The organism is Pseudoalteromonas luteoviolacea (genome assembly GCF_001750165.1).
In the GTDB taxonomy this organism is placed as follows: domain Bacteria; phylum Pseudomonadota; class Gammaproteobacteria; order Enterobacterales; family Alteromonadaceae; genus Pseudoalteromonas; species Pseudoalteromonas luteoviolacea_G.
This window is the reverse complement of record NZ_CP015411.1, coordinates 297,003-313,056: the sequence shown is the minus strand read 5'-3', so window position 1 is coordinate 313,056 and position 16,054 is coordinate 297,003. Positions and strand designations below refer to the sequence as shown.

Below are 16,054 nucleotides of genomic sequence, written 5' to 3'. Positions count from 1 at the left end.
TAACTATGCTATAAAACAAATATGGCAACTTTTTAATACAATACCAAATTGCAAATGATTTTTATTGGTGGGAGATTAGACTTGCGATATGAAATATGTGGTGAAAAACATCCTTACGGGCACAAAAAAAGCACCCATAGGTGCTTTCTATTATCAACTAAGTCGAAATTAACGCTTAGCAGATAATGCGCCAAAGCGCTTGTTGAAGCGATCAACACGACCACCAGTATCAAGAATCTTCTGCTTACCAGTGTAGAATGGGTGACACTCAGAACATACGTCTAGGTGAATGTCTTTACAAAGTGTTGAACGCGTCTCAAATTTGTTACCACAAGAACAAGTTGCTGAGATCGTCTCGTACTTAGGATGAATACCGTCTTTCATAGGAAACCTCTAGTTAAGGCCGTATCGCTCTCCAAACCCGAAGTTTGGCACCATACGTCGTTATACAAATAAATTGGACGCGTATTTTAGGTCTTTCATGCTCAAACTACAAGCAATAAATTAGTAATCCATTAGATTTTTATTATTCCTGTTTACTGCTGGCAATTTACACTCACAAGCACGGGGTGATGAGGTATACTCACCCCACTTCACATTTATACTTTACGCAATAGGCGGATCACTTGGAGCACACATGCCATTTGCAGCTGTCGCAATAAAAGTTCCTTTACACAAAACATTTGATTACACCTACCATGCATCTATGTCGCCTTGTGTGGGGGGCCGTGTTTGGGTCAAGTTTGCCAATCGACGCTGCGTAGCTGTTGTCACAGAGTTGAAGACTCACAGTGATGTACCTGAAGATAAAATAAAGCCAATCGATGACATCATCGATGAGAGCCCTATTTTAGATGGTGCGCACTTGAGCTTTTTACAATTTATCAGTCACTATTATTGTTACCCTTTCGGTGAAACTTTATTTACCGCACTACCTGGCGCACTTCGAGATGGTCAAGATGCTGATAAGACTCAAGTGCCTATGCTCACTTTAACAGATGAAGGGCGAGTCATCTCTCAACTGCGGGCTAAAAAGCAATTAGCCTTAATTGAGCAGTTACGCACCGCAGGCGATGCCACACATACGGAACTAAAAACCCTAGGTTTTACACAAGCACAAATAAAAGGCTTGCTAGAAAAGCAGTTGATCCGCGAAGAGTTACGCGCTGATACCTCATGGCAACATGAAGCGTTATCAGTGGGCAGCAAGCCAATTTTAAATGAAGAGCAAGCGACAGCATGCAGCGCCATTAATCATACTCAGGGGTTTCGCACTTTTTTAATTGAAGGCGTGACGGGTAGCGGCAAAACCGAAGTCTACTTGCAATGTCTGGAAAAAGTGCTCAGTGCAGGACAGCAAGCACTCGTACTCGTGCCAGAGATTGGCCTTACCCCACAAACAGTCAATCGATTTAAGCAACGCTTTCCTGGGCTTCCAATTGATCTGTGGCACTCAAATTTAACCGATAATGAGCGCCTTCACACATGGCGTAGAGCGCAACAAGCCACTACCGCACTGGTCATCGGAACACGCTCTAGTATTTTCTTACCATTTAAGTCTCTGGCAATGATCATCGTAGATGAAGAGCATGATCATTCATTCAAACAACAGGATAGTTTGAGGTACCATGCACGTGATTTGGCCGCTTACCGAGCACATCAATCCCAGTGCCCATTACTCTTAGGCACCGCTACTCCGGCTCTTGAAACCTTAAAAAAGGCATTAGACAATAAATTTCAATTGCTCACGCTCAGCAAGCGTGCACAAACCAGTCAGGACAATCAATTTTTATTGGTTGATATGAAAGCGCAGCAGACACAAGGCGGCTTCGCAAGTACCAGCTTGAAAGCCATAGAGCGCACCCTATCTATGGGTAAGCAAGCGATGGTCTTTCTTAACCGCCGGGGGTTTGCGCCCACGCTAATCTGCCATGAATGCGGCTGGCTAAGTGATTGTCAGCATTGCAGCACCAGCGCGACTTATCATAAAACCATGCAGCGTTTGGTATGCCATCACTGCGGCGAACAGCAGTATGTCCCCCATCAGTGTCCTGATTGTGGAAGCACACAAATTATGCCAACAGGACTTGGCACTGAGCAGCTAGAAGAATTTGTCACGTCACATTTTCCCGACGTGCCCGTCAGCCGTATTGATCGAGACTCCACACGCCGAAAAGGCAGCTTAGAAAGTGCACTTGAAAAAATTCATCAAGGCGGCGCTCAAGTCTTAATTGGCACACAGATGTTAGCTAAAGGCCACCACTTCCCCGATGTCGCTCTGGTGGTCATTTTAGATGTTGATAGTGGTCTATACTCCAGTGACTTTAGAGCAACTGAACATATGGCACAGCTGATCACTCAAGTCGCAGGGCGGGCTGGTCGAAGCGGTGAGGCAGGAACTGTGATTTTACAAACTCATTTTCCTGAACATCCACTGCTGCAAGACTTAGTAAATAATGGCTATCAAGACTTCGCTCGCTATGCCCTCACAGAGCGACACGAGGCCATGCTGCCACCTTATACTCACTTGGCGCTCATCAGGGCAGAAGCCACTTCTGCAAATTTGGTCATGACATTTTTATCTGATCTGGTTCCTGCACAACCATTCTCTGGTATACAATTGCTGGGACCGATCCCGGCGCCGATGGAGCGCCTTGCAGGAAAGTATCGCTATCAATTACATATACAAGCAACACAACGTAATGTTTTGCATCAGTATCTCACGCAATTAAAGGAATATATAAGCAGCCACAAGCTTGCAACACGCGTGCGTTGGAATATTGATGTTGATCCTATGGACACCTACTAAACAGTTATGGCACAACACGATTATATAAATAAAACGCCCAGAAAAAAGGGCCAAAAAAAACAGCAGCCTAAAGCACAAAAACCTTTTCCAAAAGTCCTCGCGGCTTTTGCAATACTATTGATTGGGGGGTTTGGCTATGGACTGTGGTTTATCAAAGAACATGCAGATCCCGCCAAAGTAGAACAGGCTCAGACCCCCACAGAGCCTACCGCGGTAGTCGAAGAAAAGAAAGAGTTACCACGCCCACCTACGTTTATCAATGATATGAAAACAGCGCAAGTAGAAGCTGAGGTTAAGGTCATTAAATCAAGAGGCCCTTTCCAAATGCAATGTGGTTCATTTCGAACTTATGAACAGGCAGAAAAACGTAAGGCGCGTATCGCGTTTGCAGGCTTGATATCGGAAATCCGTCGTACTGAGGGGAGTAATGGTGTCTGGTATCGTGTCCGTTTAGGGCCTTATGAGAAAAAACGTGAAGCTGAAAGCGACAAGAACAGATTACAACGCATCAAAATCGTTGATTGCGGAATTTGGGGCTGGACTTGAAATTAGCCCAGCTGCCCTCATCTATGCATTTATTGATATAATTATCCGAGGCAAAGGCCTCTTTTAAGGAATACTATGACTACTATCGTAAGTGTTCGTCGCGATGACAAAGTGGTTATCGGCGGTGACGGCCAAGTGTCTCTTGGCAATACGGTGATGAAAGGCAATGCAAAAAAAGTGCGTCGTCTTTATAACGGTAAAGTGCTGGCAGGTTTTGCTGGCGGTACTGCCGATGCATTTACACTATTTGAGCGTTTCGAAACAAAACTAGAAATGCACCAAGGACACCTTACACGCGCAGCTGTCGAAATGGCCAAAGACTGGCGAACGGATCGCGCATTGAGAAAACTAGAAGCACTCCTTGCCGTTGCAGATGAGACTGCATCTTTGATTATCACTGGTAATGGTGATGTTGTGCAGCCAGAGCACGACCTAATCGCAATTGGTAGCGGCGGTAATTTTGCGCAAGCAGCAGCTACTGCACTGATTGAAAATACCGATTTAAGTGCACGCGAAATCGTCGAGAAAAGCTTGAAGATTGCCGGTGATATCTGTGTATTCACCAACAACTTCCAGACCATCGAAGAATTGTAATAGGAAAATCCATGACAGCAATGACACCGAGAGAAATCGTTCATGAGCTAGACCAACATATCATTGGTCAAGACAAGGCTAAAAAAGCAGTGGCCATCGCACTTCGTAACCGCTGGCGTCGCATGCAACTTAATGACGATCTTCGCGCTGAAGTCACCCCAAAAAACATTCTAATGATTGGTCCAACGGGTGTTGGTAAAACCGAGATCGCACGTCGTCTTGCCAAGCTGGCTAACGCGCCATTTATCAAAGTGGAAGCAACCAAATTCACCGAAGTGGGTTACGTCGGCAAAGAAGTTGAAACCATTATCCGCGATTTAGTAGAAGTGTCATTTAAAATGACCCGCGAACAGCAAACTAAAAAGCATAAACACAGTGCAGAAGAAGCGGCTGAAGAGCGTATTCTTGATGCTCTATTGCCACCAGCAAAAGACGCTTGGGGCGAAGCACAGCCAGCTGAAAACAGTTCAACTCGCCAAGTGTTCCGTAAAAAGCTGCGTGAAGGCCAGTTAGACGATAAAGAAATTGAGATAGACATCGCTGAGACATCGCCGCAAGTAGAGATCATGGCGCCTCCTGGTATGGAAGAAATGACCAACCAGCTACAAGGCATGTTCCAAAACTTATCTGGTGATAAGAAAAAGAATCGCAAACTGAAAATCAAAGAAGCTTTCAAGTTACTCATTGAAGAAGAAGCTGCCAAGCTGGTTAACCCTGAAGAGCTAAAAGAACAAGCCATCTTTGCTGTGGAACAAAACGGCATTGTATTTGTTGATGAAATTGACAAAATCTGTAAGCGTGGTGAAGCGTCAGGTCCAGATGTCAGCCGTGAAGGCGTACAACGTGATTTACTGCCTTTAATTGAAGGCTCAACGGTCAGTACCAAACACGGTATGGTGAAAACCGATCACATCTTGTTTATTGCGTCAGGCGCATTCCAAATGGCGAAGCCATCGGATCTTATTCCTGAATTGCAGGGCCGCTTGCCGATCCGTGTAGAGCTAGAAGCACTCACCGCAAAAGACTTTAAACGCATTCTGACAGAGCCGCATGCTTCACTGACTGAGCAGCAACAGGCCTTGTTAAAAACAGAGCAAGTGTCTGTCGACTTTACTGATGATGCCATCGAACGCATTGCAGAAGCCGCATGGCAGGTGAATGAAAAGACAGAAAACATCGGTGCTAGACGTCTTCACACTGTGATGGAAAAGCTGATGGAAGAAATTTCTTTCGACGCGTCAGAGAAATCAGGTCAAGCACTGACGATTGATGCTCAATACGTTGAACAGCATTTAGATATGCTGGTTAAAGATGAAGACCTTAGTCGCTTCATCCTATAATTTGGAGACAGGGCCAGCTAAGCTGGCCCCATTTTTATGTATCAAGTAACCAAGCTCCACTATCACCGCCAGAGCAAACTGCTCAACATTACCTTTGACGATGATCTTCACGTCTCTGTCAGTGCGGAATTTTTACGAACCCACTCCCCCTCTGCCGAAGTGCAGGGTCATAGTCCAGAGCAAGCTCAACTGGTCTTAAATAAACAAAACGTCACCATCGTGACCATTGAACCAGTTGGCCATTACGCCGTTAGGCTGTGCTTTGATGATGGCCATAACTCAGGCCTTTTTAGTTGGCAGTACCTGCGTAAGTTATGCAATCACCAAAAACAGCTGTGGCAACAATATCAGGATAAGGTAGCAGCACACCACCAGAGTCAAAACAGTGTGCCAATCAAGTTTGTCCCTTAAATCAGGGCTTGTGAATTAAACGCATCATCGATTGAAACCTTTTAGACACGCTCGAAGGTGATGCGCCTAAATCTGCTTTAGGCGCTTGAGAGGTTATACTTTGTATTTGTCGATAGCGTGATGCAATGCACGCGCCTGCTCAGAGAGCTCTTCACTGCTTTGTGCATTGGACGCCGCATGCTCAGACGCCCCTTGCGCAATGTCCCTGATCTTCACCACATTCTTATTCACTTCAGATGCGACCTGATTTTGCTCATCAATTGCCGTTGCAATGTGCGTACTCATATCCATGATATTTTGTACATCCTCAGTGATCAGGCCTAACAACTCACCTGCTCGCTCAGCTTGCTCCACACTTTCATTACTCTGGCTGCGGCATTCTTCCATAATACTCACCACATCCTGTGTACGCTGTTGCAGTGTAGAGATGATACTTTCGATCTCTTGCGTTGAGTCTTGGGTACGCTGAGCGAGTGACCTTACTTCATCAGCAACAACCGCAAAGCCACGGCCTTGTTCACCGGCACGTGCAGCTTCAATCGCCGCATTCAACGCAAGTAAGTTAGTCTGCTCGGCAATGCCTCGGATCACGTCCAGCACTGAGCCAATGGTTTCACCATCGCGCTCTAACTGTCCGACTACTTCCGATGCGCCACTCAATGAGTGAGACAGTGCCATGATATGGTCAATGGTTGAGGTTACTTCACTGCGCCCTTGTTGCGCATTATTATTGGTCGACTCCGCCTTTTGCGCAGCCGCTTCAGTATTATGAGAAATATCTTGAATGGTGGCCTGCATTTCGGTCGCAGCGGTCGCTACCATATCTGCTTCATGTAATTGCTCATTCATGCCAGCACTGGTTTGTGCCGTTGTTGCTGATAAGTGCTCTGTCGCATCATTGATTGTCACTAGCGCACGATTTACGTCAGAAATTAGGTTTTTGAAATCTTCAATTAAGCTATTAAAATCACGTGTCATAATGGTGATTTCATCATTACCACTTTGCTCTATCAATATACCCAAATTATTCTCACGTCGAATGCGCTCAATCGTTTGATACACACGCTCTACCGGACGAATAATCGAACGGCTCGTTGACCACACTAAAATCATCACAATTGCAGCGGCAGCAACAAAAATAAGGATAGCAACGGTTTTCGCAAAATCCGCATTGTCAGCAATTTCTTGTTTGGTCTGCTGTACGATAGCTTGCACAACCGCATCACTTTCTTTAACCACTTTGCGCATATCGCCCAGTGCACCGCTGTTCAAATCAACTCCAAGCTCGACCTGTGCATCGACCAGACCCTTAAACTTCTTCTGATATACACCCAGCAATCTAACTAACTCCTGTTGATAGACGCGATCGTGGCTTGACTCTCTGATTTGAGACTCGAAAGTGTCTATATACTTATTAAATTTACCTAGGTATTTTGTATCCAGACGTAACATAAAATCTTTCTCTGCACGTCTTAACTGCAGCATAGTAGTCAAAAGCTTGTAATCTTCTTTTTGCTTTAATAGCGTTTCAACACCATGCACCGCTTTTCTCAGCTCACCATACAGTGCATCTTTTGGATGCAAACCGATGGTTTTCTGCAACTCAACAACCCGATTAAATTCTTTGTGATACTGAGTAACAAGTATCTCAAACTGATCTAACTGGCCTAAATCGATATTAAAATTGATAAAAACCGCTTCTAACTTAGCTTTTTTCTCTTTTAGTAAACGATATTCCTTTTCATATTTATCCAACGCCGCTACATCTTTGTAAAACAGAAAGTTTTTCTCATACTTGCGCATGGATAACTCATGAACATCCAGTTCTTCTGCATATTGAATGGTTTCATTCAACTGGCGCATTGTATTGGCTTCGGTGATGATCACCGCCAGCATTACCAGCAATGCAACACCAACAACAACTGCGTTTAATTGCAAACGCCTTTTAATGGTTAGATTTTCAAGTAGAGCCATACAGTTACCTAATTATTACAGAACCTGCAATACAGTATAGCCAAACTCATCTTGCGCCGAAATCGAATCTACATGCTTAAGCAAAAATATTTCAAAGAATTTACATCTTATGCAACTTTGTTCCTGTTATAGAGGATTGGTTGCCATAAACTTTCGTGTAAGCTGTCGAAATCTTGCCACTGACCGTTCGCTAACCATTTCGCTAACGGGGTTGCATCGGAAGGAAAATCGATTATTTGGCCTTCTGGATGTTCCAACCACTCCCCTAGTGCTTCGGAGTTGAGATAATTCATCACTTCCGCTAACCCAAGAGACTGCAATGTCATCGCATTACTTAATTGCTCAAATTGCCCCTGTAGAGGCTTAAGTAACAACTTCTTACCAAACTTCAATGCCTCACTAGACAATTCAAACCCCGCATTGGCCACAACACCGGATGCACTGGCTAAGTCTTCTAAAAAGCCACTGCGAGAAGGCGAGCGTAAATGAATATGATTCAAAGACTGATCTTGGGCGTCTGGGTGATAACAATAAAACTCTCTATCTGGAAAATCACCTAGCAGCTCAACAATGCTGTTTAAATCTTCAAAGGGTAAGTACACCAAGACTTTATTTGCAATAGAGGCTTTGGCACAGCCATGATATGAAATAAACGGTGGAAGAATATTTTTTGCAAAAGGCTGCCAATGCACCCCCAAATGCACGTTGGCAGGCGCAAACCAGCGGATCAAAGCTCGCTCCATAAACCCAGCGCCAAACAATGGGACCTCTGGAGATAAAAATGCGGCCTGATGACTCATCGCTACAACAGGCACTTTGGCTAACTTTGCAGCCCATGCTGACACTGGCTCAAAATCATTAAAGACAAGATCATACTGTTTGATATCTAGCTGCCTGACATCTCTTACAAACGTACCCAGCTTCAGCTGTTTTGCTGTTTTTCGATAATCGAGTTTGCCACTGTGAGTGATGAAGCTCAATCCGCGTCGCACTTGATACTGATCAAATACCCCCATATCAAAATAGGCGTTTTCATCACGTCCAGAAAATAAGTAGTCAACATCAATGCCAAGTTTCGTAAAACACTCAGCCATAACACGCGCACGTGTTATATGCCCATTACCCGTCCCTTGAATTCCATAAAGTATTCTCATAACTCTCCTAACATACCAATGGCCAACAATGCGCACCCACTGCCCATTAGCGCTCCGAGTATGACATCAATTGGATAGTGCACTCCAACCAGCACTCTAGACAAGGATACCCCGGTCGCCCATATGCATAATGGGATTGTCAGCACAGGATAAACCTCCATTAAACACGTTGCATAAAGCCAAGCTCCCGCACTATGCCCTGATGGCATACTAAATTTATCACTCGGTGTAAGCATGGCTTTGACAGCTAAGCAGTCACATGGCCTAATCCTGGCAAAATGCTTCTTCAATAAAAAATATAAAGGTCGCTCAATTGCAAAAGCAAGCAGCACAGTTTGCACAAAGGTGCTGCCAACTTTGCCCATGAAATATCCGTTTAATAACGCCAAAATGACATACAGCCCACCATTGCCACTTTTAGATAGCATTAACATCAACCAGTTAAACCACTTGCGTCTTTTTGGTTTATACAATGCAAAATAAAGCGCTGTATCTAGTTTAATTATTTGTGCTTTCATCGTAGTTGCTTACATTTGTTCACAATTTCAGCTTAGAAGAGCTTAATAACAATAACGCGACATTTTTGTGACACAATTATGTAAGTTGATTCAAAGCATTGCGCAGCTTATTAATGGGAGTATACTGACAACAGTTTAGCCATTCTCTGAGGATACTATGATGGATTACAGCACATCAGATCTGTGTGATCACTTCGCCGATGCCATTGACGTACTTGAGCCAATGTTCATTAACTTTGGCGGGCAGCATGCTTTTTGCGGCCGTATTAAAACGGTTAAGTGCTTCGAAAACAATGAAGTGATTGCTGAGGTATTGCAACAAGATGGAACAGGGCAGGTGTTATTAATTGATGGCGGTGGCTCCACACGACGCGCGCTGATTGATATCGATCTAGCAGAATTAGCTTTGGAGAATAATTGGCAAGGCATCGTTGTTTATGGTGCTGTTAGGCATGTAGAAGAGCTCGAAGAGTGCGAAATAGGCATTCAAGCTATCGCCTCTATCCCAGTTGGAGCCGATAGCGAAGGTGCTGGGGTGCAAGGCATTCCAGTCAATTTTGCGGGCGTTTCATTCTTTGATGATGACTTTCTGTATGCAGACTCAACAGGCATTATTATCTCTGCCGAAGAATTACTGCTCGAAGTAGACGAAGACGACGCATAACAGCTACATTTTTCCATCACCAAATGGGAGCATGATAGTGCGCCCATTTGGCACCATTTTTCCTAACCTACTTTAATACTCGAAACACCATGACCGCACACAATTGGATTAAGATTTATAATGAAGTAAACATCAGCGATTTCACCGCAACTCGGGAAAATGAAACGCGATTTTGGCAATCTCTCTCTTTTCTAAAATCACAGTCAGCACTGCCAGAAGCGTTACATGATGCCGCTGAGTTTGGCATAAAATACGTCCTTGTTGCTGTCAATGAAGATATTGGCCCACGAGGCAATTGTGGTAATGGTGGTGCAACTGATGGCTGGTTCGCATTTTTAAAACGCTTTCTCAACCTACCCTGTAATCAATTTCTTACTCCTAATAATGTATTGTTACTGGGGGAAATCATTTCGCATGACCTGCAAGTACAAAGTGAATCAGTGGACAATACTACTCCTGAAGGCCTTACGCAGCTTAGAACATTATGTGAACAGCTCGATGAAAGAGTCAGTGCGGTACTTCAAGCCATTTTTGATGCGGGCCTTGAACCTATTTTAATTGGTGGTGGGCATAATAACAGTTTTGGATTATTACAAGCGCTGTCCACCAGTACACAGGGTCCTTGTCAAGCAATTAACTTCGACCCACATGCCGACTTTAGAGCCATTGAAGGTCGACATTCAGGAAACGGGTTCAGTTATGCACATCAAGCTGGCTACCTTGCGGATTACCACGTAGTAGGTATGCATGAACAAAAAAACAATGACACCATCATCGCATCACTGCAAAAAGCAGGATTTACTTACACCACATACCAAGACATTCTAGTAACTCGGGAAACTTCATTAACGGATGCAATAAAGGTCGCAACAAGCCGCTTCAAACAAAGCTTACCTCTAGGTGTTGAAGTAGACGTTGACGCAATATCAGGTATGCCGGTCAGTGCTTACACCAACTGTGGATTCAGTGTGAATGATGCCGAACACTTTGTTTATCAAAGCGCCAAGCAAACAAACACACGCTATTTACACTTATGTGAAGCGGCCCCAAAAAATCACCCTCAAGGTGAGCAACAAGGCGTTATTGAAGCGGGACAAGTGCTATCAGGACTGGTCTGCAGCTACCTAAAAGCAAGACAAAGCTAATTGGTATCAAAGGTGCTGGGCTTATCTTCTACAGGATGCTCCCAGCGCCATTGCTTCAGCCAACTGATCATCCCTATACTACTCAAAGGGCGAGTAAATAAATAACCTTGTGCAGCGAATGCATTTAAGTTTTGCGCGAACTGCAGCTGCTCCTGTGACTCAACGCCTTCGCAGATCACCTTACACTCTTGAACATTTTGCATTTCAACAATGCCGCGTACAACGGCTTTGAAATTCCCTTGGTTTTGATTTGGCGTCGTTAATGAGCGCCCGAGCTTTACATAATCCACTTCTAATTTGGGGAGTTTTGCAAGCAACAAAGGAGACTCACCAAAACCATCGACACATAGCCTCACTCCCATGGTGCGTAACCTCGCAACCATAGCCACCCCTTGCTGGTCTAAAGTGGTGAACATTTGTGATGGGCATTCGATGATAATATCTTGCGGCATGAGTTGGTGCTCAACTAAAATTCGGTCAACAAATTCAATGAACTCCTCATGTAGCATTTCAGGACCAAATAGATTGATCCCCAGTGGCATTTGGATCCCTTCCACCCGTAATGCCAGCGCGATTTCCGCGGCTCGCTCAATAACATATTGCGCCAAAGGCAATGCAAGACCTGCAATACGAATATCATCAATGAACTTACTTGCAGCCAAAATACCCTGTTTCGGGTGCTGCCAACGCAACAGTAACTCCACATACTCGATATCACCATCGCTATTGCGCACAACAGGTTGAAAATATAGCTCTAGCTCATTTTTAAAATCAATATGTGCCAATTCAGCCAAACGGGCCTGCTGCTCAAGCCTATCTATTTGCATTTTTTGCTGATAAGGGGCGATGGTTTCATTTGGGCTACTATCTAAAGCTAAAAAGACACACGTCAACAATTCATCGAATTGGCCGAGCTCTTCATCACAATTGACATAGCTCGCTCTGGCACTGACTTCGATAATACAATTGCCTACATTGAATGGCTTGAGTGTACTCTCAATAATTTCCGCACATAAATGTTCATGAAGGTGTTGCTGATGTGTCAAACTGCATACGAATACAAAATGTAACCCGCCAAGATGTGCCAACCGTTCAACATCATTGCCAATAACAATGGGCATTACATCGTGGCTCTGTAAATGTTGTTTCATTCGATTGGCTGATTGTGCGAGCAGTAAATCACCAAATTCACGGCCAAGGTGAAAGTTAACTTGCTGAAACCCTTCTAACCGTACCATTACTAACATTGCGGTACCAGGTTCTCTAGTGCGATATTCATTAAAAGCCTCTCGGATACCAGCACGATCAGGCAGGCCTAGTATATCCGTATTAGATAACGCGTTGGGCTCACTAGGTGCCCGTTCATAAACCTGGGGTATATCTAGAAATAACTCACTGATAAAGATAGGCAACAAAGTAAAAACGACATAAATACCGGGAACATGCCACCAAAAATGACTAACAATTAATAGTGTCGCTGTCACTGCACACAGTGCACTAATAACAAGGTGACGACCTTGGCCAAGCCTATCACTTTGCCATATTTGTAGCAGTAAGATGAATACGAGAAAATAAAGCGCAAGATCACCGACTGCGGCAAGCACAGCCAATCCACAAGCGCCTAATAAAGCATGAATAATTCGGTTTACAGCAAAATGCGACCGTGCAATCGCAACTAAACTTAAACTCACCACAACACCAGCAGAAAATGCAATGGAAAGCGGTGAGAGTAAAGTATTGGTCAGTGAGAAATCGGCAAGATTGGTGGCGCTCCAGGACGGAAATATCCAGCATATGCTTAACAATACAAATAGAGACTTAACCAACGAAAATCTTGCCATTACACGACCACTACTGACTTTTAGTATTGAATAAGTCTACCCGATATCCACAGATTTAACAGATCGTTTACGCCAAACTGGTAACTTAATTCTGAAGGATGCTGAATCTGCCACATGGCAATATCCGCTTTAGCACCGACTTTTAACACCCCTCTATCAGATAAACCCAATGCTTTAGCGGCGTGTCTAGTCACACCCAGCAATGATTCTTCTGGCGTCATTCTAAACAATGTGCACGCCATATTCAGCATCAAACGTAATGAGCAAAGCGGCGCGGTGCCTGGGTTAAAATCACTGGCAATGGCAATCGGTACTTTATGCTCACGCAATAAGTCAATTGGCGGATGCTGAGTTTCTCTTAGGAAGTAAAACGCTCCTGGTAAAATCACCGCAACCGTGCCCGATTTGGCCATAGCCATCACACCGCGCTCATCTAAATATTCGATATGATCTGCCGATAAACCACCAAACTCCGCAACTAACTCACTGCCGTGTTGGTTTGATAACTGCTCAGCATGACACTTCACTTTTAGACCTAATTCGGTAGCACGCTCAAACACACGTTTTGTTTGTGCATGACTAAAGCCGACATTTTCACAAAAAACATCCACTGCATCAGCTAAGCCTTGTTCTGCAACCAACGGGAGCATTTCATTGCATACTAGATCAATATACCCATCGCTATCTCCTTTGTACTCTGGAGGTAAAGCATGCGCACCGAGGAAAGTACTCTGGATCTGGATTGGATGATGCTCATTGAGTACTTGATTCACTTCAAGTAATTTAATTTCGCTGTCTGTATCTAAACCGTAACCAGATTTACTTTCAACTGTAGTTACCCCTTCCTTTAACAGTGCATTTAAACGTGACTTAGCAACCACAAACAACTCTTCTTTTGAAGCCTGACGAGTCGCTTTCACTGTTGTTGCAATGCCACCGCCCTGCTCTGCGATTTGCTGATAAGATACCCCATTCAAACGCTGCTCAAACTCTTGTGCACGAGAACCTGCAAATAAAATATGAGTGTGGCAATCAATCAGACCCGGCGTCAGCCACGCCCCTTTTGCAGATGTCACAGGGGTCGCTAAGACGTCAAACTCTGGCATTTCAGATGTTTTACCAAGCCAAATTATCGTATCGCCTTTTAACATGATCGCCGCATTTTCAATTACGCCATATGCGCCTGCGATCTGCTCATCCATTGTGGCAATATTTGCATCAGTTATTACTAAATCTACTTCAATCACTGTCTACACTCAGTTGGAGAAAATTAATACAAGTTTAGCAAGAATACTTGTATATACAAGATGACTATGCCACCTTTATGACTAACCTTTTATTACACGGTAGCAGACAGTGACTGAACAACCTAAATTTGCCCAGATCAAACAGCATATTATTGAGCAGATCCGAGCTGGAGTGTGGCTAGAACATCAACGCGTTCCTTCTGAAAATGAGCTATCTGATCAATTTAAGGTTAGCCGCATGACCGCGCGACGTGCACTGAGTGAGCTCACCGAAGTCGGCATACTCACCCGTAGCCAGGGCTTAGGTACTTTTGTCGCCAGTTTTAAATCGCAGTCTTCACTGTTAGAAATACGCAATATTGCAGACGAAGTCGCGGATCGCGGTGGTGACTATACGTGCGTGGTGCTCTCCCTAGAGTCAATCTCTGCGATTGCCCCGATAGCCATTGCACTTGGGGTTGAAATTGACAGTCAAGTGTATCGAAGTGTGATTGTCCATCACGAAAACGATGACCCTCTGCAGGTGGAAGAGCGCTTTGTCAATCCGGCTTTAGCGCCTGAGTACTTGCAACAAGACTTTACAACATTAACTCCGCACGAATACTTAACGCAAGTTGCACCATTGACCGAAGCGAGACATACAGTTGAAGCAATTATGCCCAATGCGGAAATATGCCAATGGCTAAATATGTTTAATGAAGAACCTTGCTTGCAAGTCATAAGACGGACTTGGTCATCTCAAGGTATCGTCAGTTTTGCTCGACTGATCTCTCCAGGCAGCAAGTACCGCCTCGGAGGTCACCTCACATTCAAAAAATAAAACGCTGCAGCTTAAATATCGTGACGATATTCAAAGCCCAATTCAGTGATTAGCGTGCCATCTATTACCCTTGCCACAGACTCGTCACTCGCAAAACTAGGGGGCTCACTGCCATATTGCGTACAATGCTTCTGATAATAATCTTGTTTAGTCGGATGCGCAGGGTGACATATATTGTAGACAGGCTTTGCTGACTGCCAATTGGATAGGATACCCAATAGCCCATTAACCACATCTTGCTGATCTACCATGTTAACCAGCGCCTGCGAGGAACTTGATAAGTGTTTACCTGAAATGAACCTGCCAGGCTCTCTACTTGGACCGACCAAGCCAGCTAAACGCGCCACTTTACCGTTTTGTTCGCGAACCATTTGCTCAGCAGTTTGCAATATCTGCTGACGTGTCGTGTCTTTTGGTGCCAGTGGCGATTGCTCATCAAAATGACCTGAGTCAGAGCCATAAACCGCAGTTGAAGAACATAGTAAAAAGCCTCGACACTTCAACGATGCTGCTGTTTCCAGCGCCAAGCGCAATGTTTCTAGGTACAAGGTTTCACTTTGACGCATGCGTGGTGGTATGGCACACACCCAATACGCCTCATCAAGTGTAATAGAATGATGAAGTACTGAGTCAGTCACGCAAAATGCTTTGATATCATCGTCTACATGCACTTCTCGGCGTGTCGCTTGAACCTGCCAACCGCTCGCTTTTGCATCACGAACCAGTGCGCCCCCGAGCCAACCCGCACCTAAAACGACTAACTTATTATTCATCATATTTTCTTAATTTTACCTAAATCAGGTCATAATGTTAGTACAGCATAATAAAAAATACCATCAACATTTCCTCAGCTTTTGGTTATAAAATAGTAACTGCAATATGATGATTCTTTACTATTTTTTTATTTTTTTAGGAACGATATGATGAAACCACTTATCTCATCTTGCACGTACCTTGCCCAAATTAGCTAGATATATCAAATGAGATATGG

The 16,054-nt window shown here is 44.2% G+C and carries 15 protein-coding genes; 8 read left to right on the top strand and 7 right to left on the bottom strand.

What is annotated here, in order from left to right; translation table 11 throughout:
- Positions 1-168: 168 nt before the first annotated feature.
- Entirely contained in the window at positions 169-384 is a 216-nt protein-coding gene (gene rpmE / locus S4054249_RS01320) for a 50S ribosomal protein L31 (protein ID WP_039607556.1), read from the bottom strand.
- Positions 385-637: 253 nt separating this feature from the next.
- Here rpmE and priA point away from each other — a divergent pair, with 253 nt between their 5' ends.
- The 5 genes from priA (at position 638) to S4054249_RS01295 (ending at position 5,700) form a co-directional block, all read left to right on the top strand.
- Positions 638-2,809: a primosomal protein N' gene (gene priA, locus S4054249_RS01315; protein WP_046358388.1), complete on the top strand. Its 2,172-nt coding sequence runs from the start codon at positions 638-640 to the stop codon at positions 2,807-2,809.
- A 6-nt stretch (positions 2,810-2,815) separates the two neighbouring features.
- A complete protein-coding gene (locus S4054249_RS01310; protein ID WP_046358389.1) occupies positions 2,816-3,355 on the top strand; it encodes an SPOR domain-containing protein in 540 nt (179 codons plus the stop codon).
- Positions 3,356-3,430: 75 nt separating this feature from the next.
- Complete coding sequence (hslV, locus tag S4054249_RS01305) at positions 3,431-3,949, top strand: ATP-dependent protease subunit HslV (RefSeq protein ID WP_023398436.1); 519 nt, start codon at positions 3,431-3,433, stop codon at positions 3,947-3,949.
- An 11-nt stretch (positions 3,950-3,960) separates the two neighbouring features.
- Positions 3,961-5,289 (top strand): HslU--HslV peptidase ATPase subunit, encoded by a 1,329-nt coding sequence (gene hslU / locus S4054249_RS01300; RefSeq protein WP_046358390.1) that lies wholly within the window; start codon positions 3,961-3,963, stop codon positions 5,287-5,289.
- A 36-nt stretch (positions 5,290-5,325) separates the two neighbouring features.
- Complete coding sequence (locus S4054249_RS01295) at positions 5,326-5,700, top strand: gamma-butyrobetaine hydroxylase-like domain-containing protein (protein WP_046358391.1); 375 nt, start codon at positions 5,326-5,328, stop codon at positions 5,698-5,700.
- A 93-nt stretch (positions 5,701-5,793) separates the two neighbouring features.
- Here S4054249_RS01295 and S4054249_RS01290 read toward each other — a convergent pair whose 3' ends face one another.
- From S4054249_RS01290 to S4054249_RS01280, 3 genes are all read right to left on the bottom strand, one after another.
- Positions 5,794-7,674 carry a methyl-accepting chemotaxis protein gene (locus S4054249_RS01290; RefSeq protein ID WP_046358392.1) on the bottom strand — a complete coding sequence of 627 codons (1,881 nt, stop codon included), beginning with the start codon at positions 7,672-7,674 and terminating at the stop codon, positions 5,794-5,796.
- A 107-nt stretch (positions 7,675-7,781) separates the two neighbouring features.
- Positions 7,782-8,828: an MJ1255/VC2487 family glycosyltransferase gene (locus S4054249_RS01285; RefSeq protein ID WP_046358393.1), complete on the bottom strand. Its 1,047-nt coding sequence runs from the start codon at positions 8,826-8,828 to the stop codon at positions 7,782-7,784.
- Entirely contained in the window at positions 8,825-9,346 is a 522-nt protein-coding gene (locus S4054249_RS01280; protein ID WP_046358394.1) for a phosphatase PAP2 family protein, read from the bottom strand. Before S4054249_RS01280 ends, S4054249_RS01285 begins: the two co-directional genes overlap by 4 nt.
- Positions 9,347-9,506: 160 nt before the next feature.
- On the opposite strand from S4054249_RS01280, the gene rraA reads away from it, so the two are divergent.
- Both rraA and S4054249_RS01270 read left to right on the top strand, forming a co-directional pair.
- The gene (gene rraA, locus S4054249_RS01275) at positions 9,507-10,010 is read left to right on the top strand and encodes a ribonuclease E activity regulator RraA (RefSeq protein ID WP_046358395.1); all 504 of its coding nucleotides are present in this window, start codon (positions 9,507-9,509) and stop codon (positions 10,008-10,010) included.
- An 89-nt stretch (positions 10,011-10,099) separates the two neighbouring features.
- Positions 10,100-11,155, top strand: coding sequence for a formimidoylglutamase (locus tag S4054249_RS01270; RefSeq protein ID WP_046358396.1), 1,056 nt, complete (start codon positions 10,100-10,102; stop codon positions 11,153-11,155).
- On the opposite strand, the gene S4054249_RS01265 is transcribed toward S4054249_RS01270, so the two are convergent.
- Positions 11,152-12,996: a GGDEF domain-containing phosphodiesterase gene (locus S4054249_RS01265; protein WP_052961173.1), complete on the bottom strand. Its 1,845-nt coding sequence runs from the start codon at positions 12,994-12,996 to the stop codon at positions 11,152-11,154. The two genes, S4054249_RS01270 and S4054249_RS01265, sit on opposite strands and share 4 nt — an antisense overlap.
- A gap of 20 nt (positions 12,997-13,016) precedes the next feature.
- Positions 13,017-14,198 (bottom strand): imidazolonepropionase, encoded by a 1,182-nt coding sequence (hutI, locus tag S4054249_RS01260; protein WP_230851901.1) that lies wholly within the window; start codon positions 14,196-14,198, stop codon positions 13,017-13,019.
- Between the two features lie 154 nt (positions 14,199-14,352).
- Between hutI and hutC the strand changes: the two genes are divergently transcribed.
- A complete protein-coding gene (gene hutC, locus S4054249_RS01255) occupies positions 14,353-15,063 on the top strand; it encodes a histidine utilization repressor (RefSeq protein WP_046358398.1) in 711 nt (236 codons plus the stop codon).
- Between the two features lie 11 nt (positions 15,064-15,074).
- Here the strand turns inward: hutC and S4054249_RS01250 are convergent, their stop codons facing one another.
- Complete coding sequence (locus S4054249_RS01250; protein WP_046358399.1) at positions 15,075-15,839, bottom strand: NAD-dependent epimerase/dehydratase family protein; 765 nt, start codon at positions 15,837-15,839, stop codon at positions 15,075-15,077.
- Between the last annotated feature and the right edge of the window lie 215 nt (positions 15,840-16,054).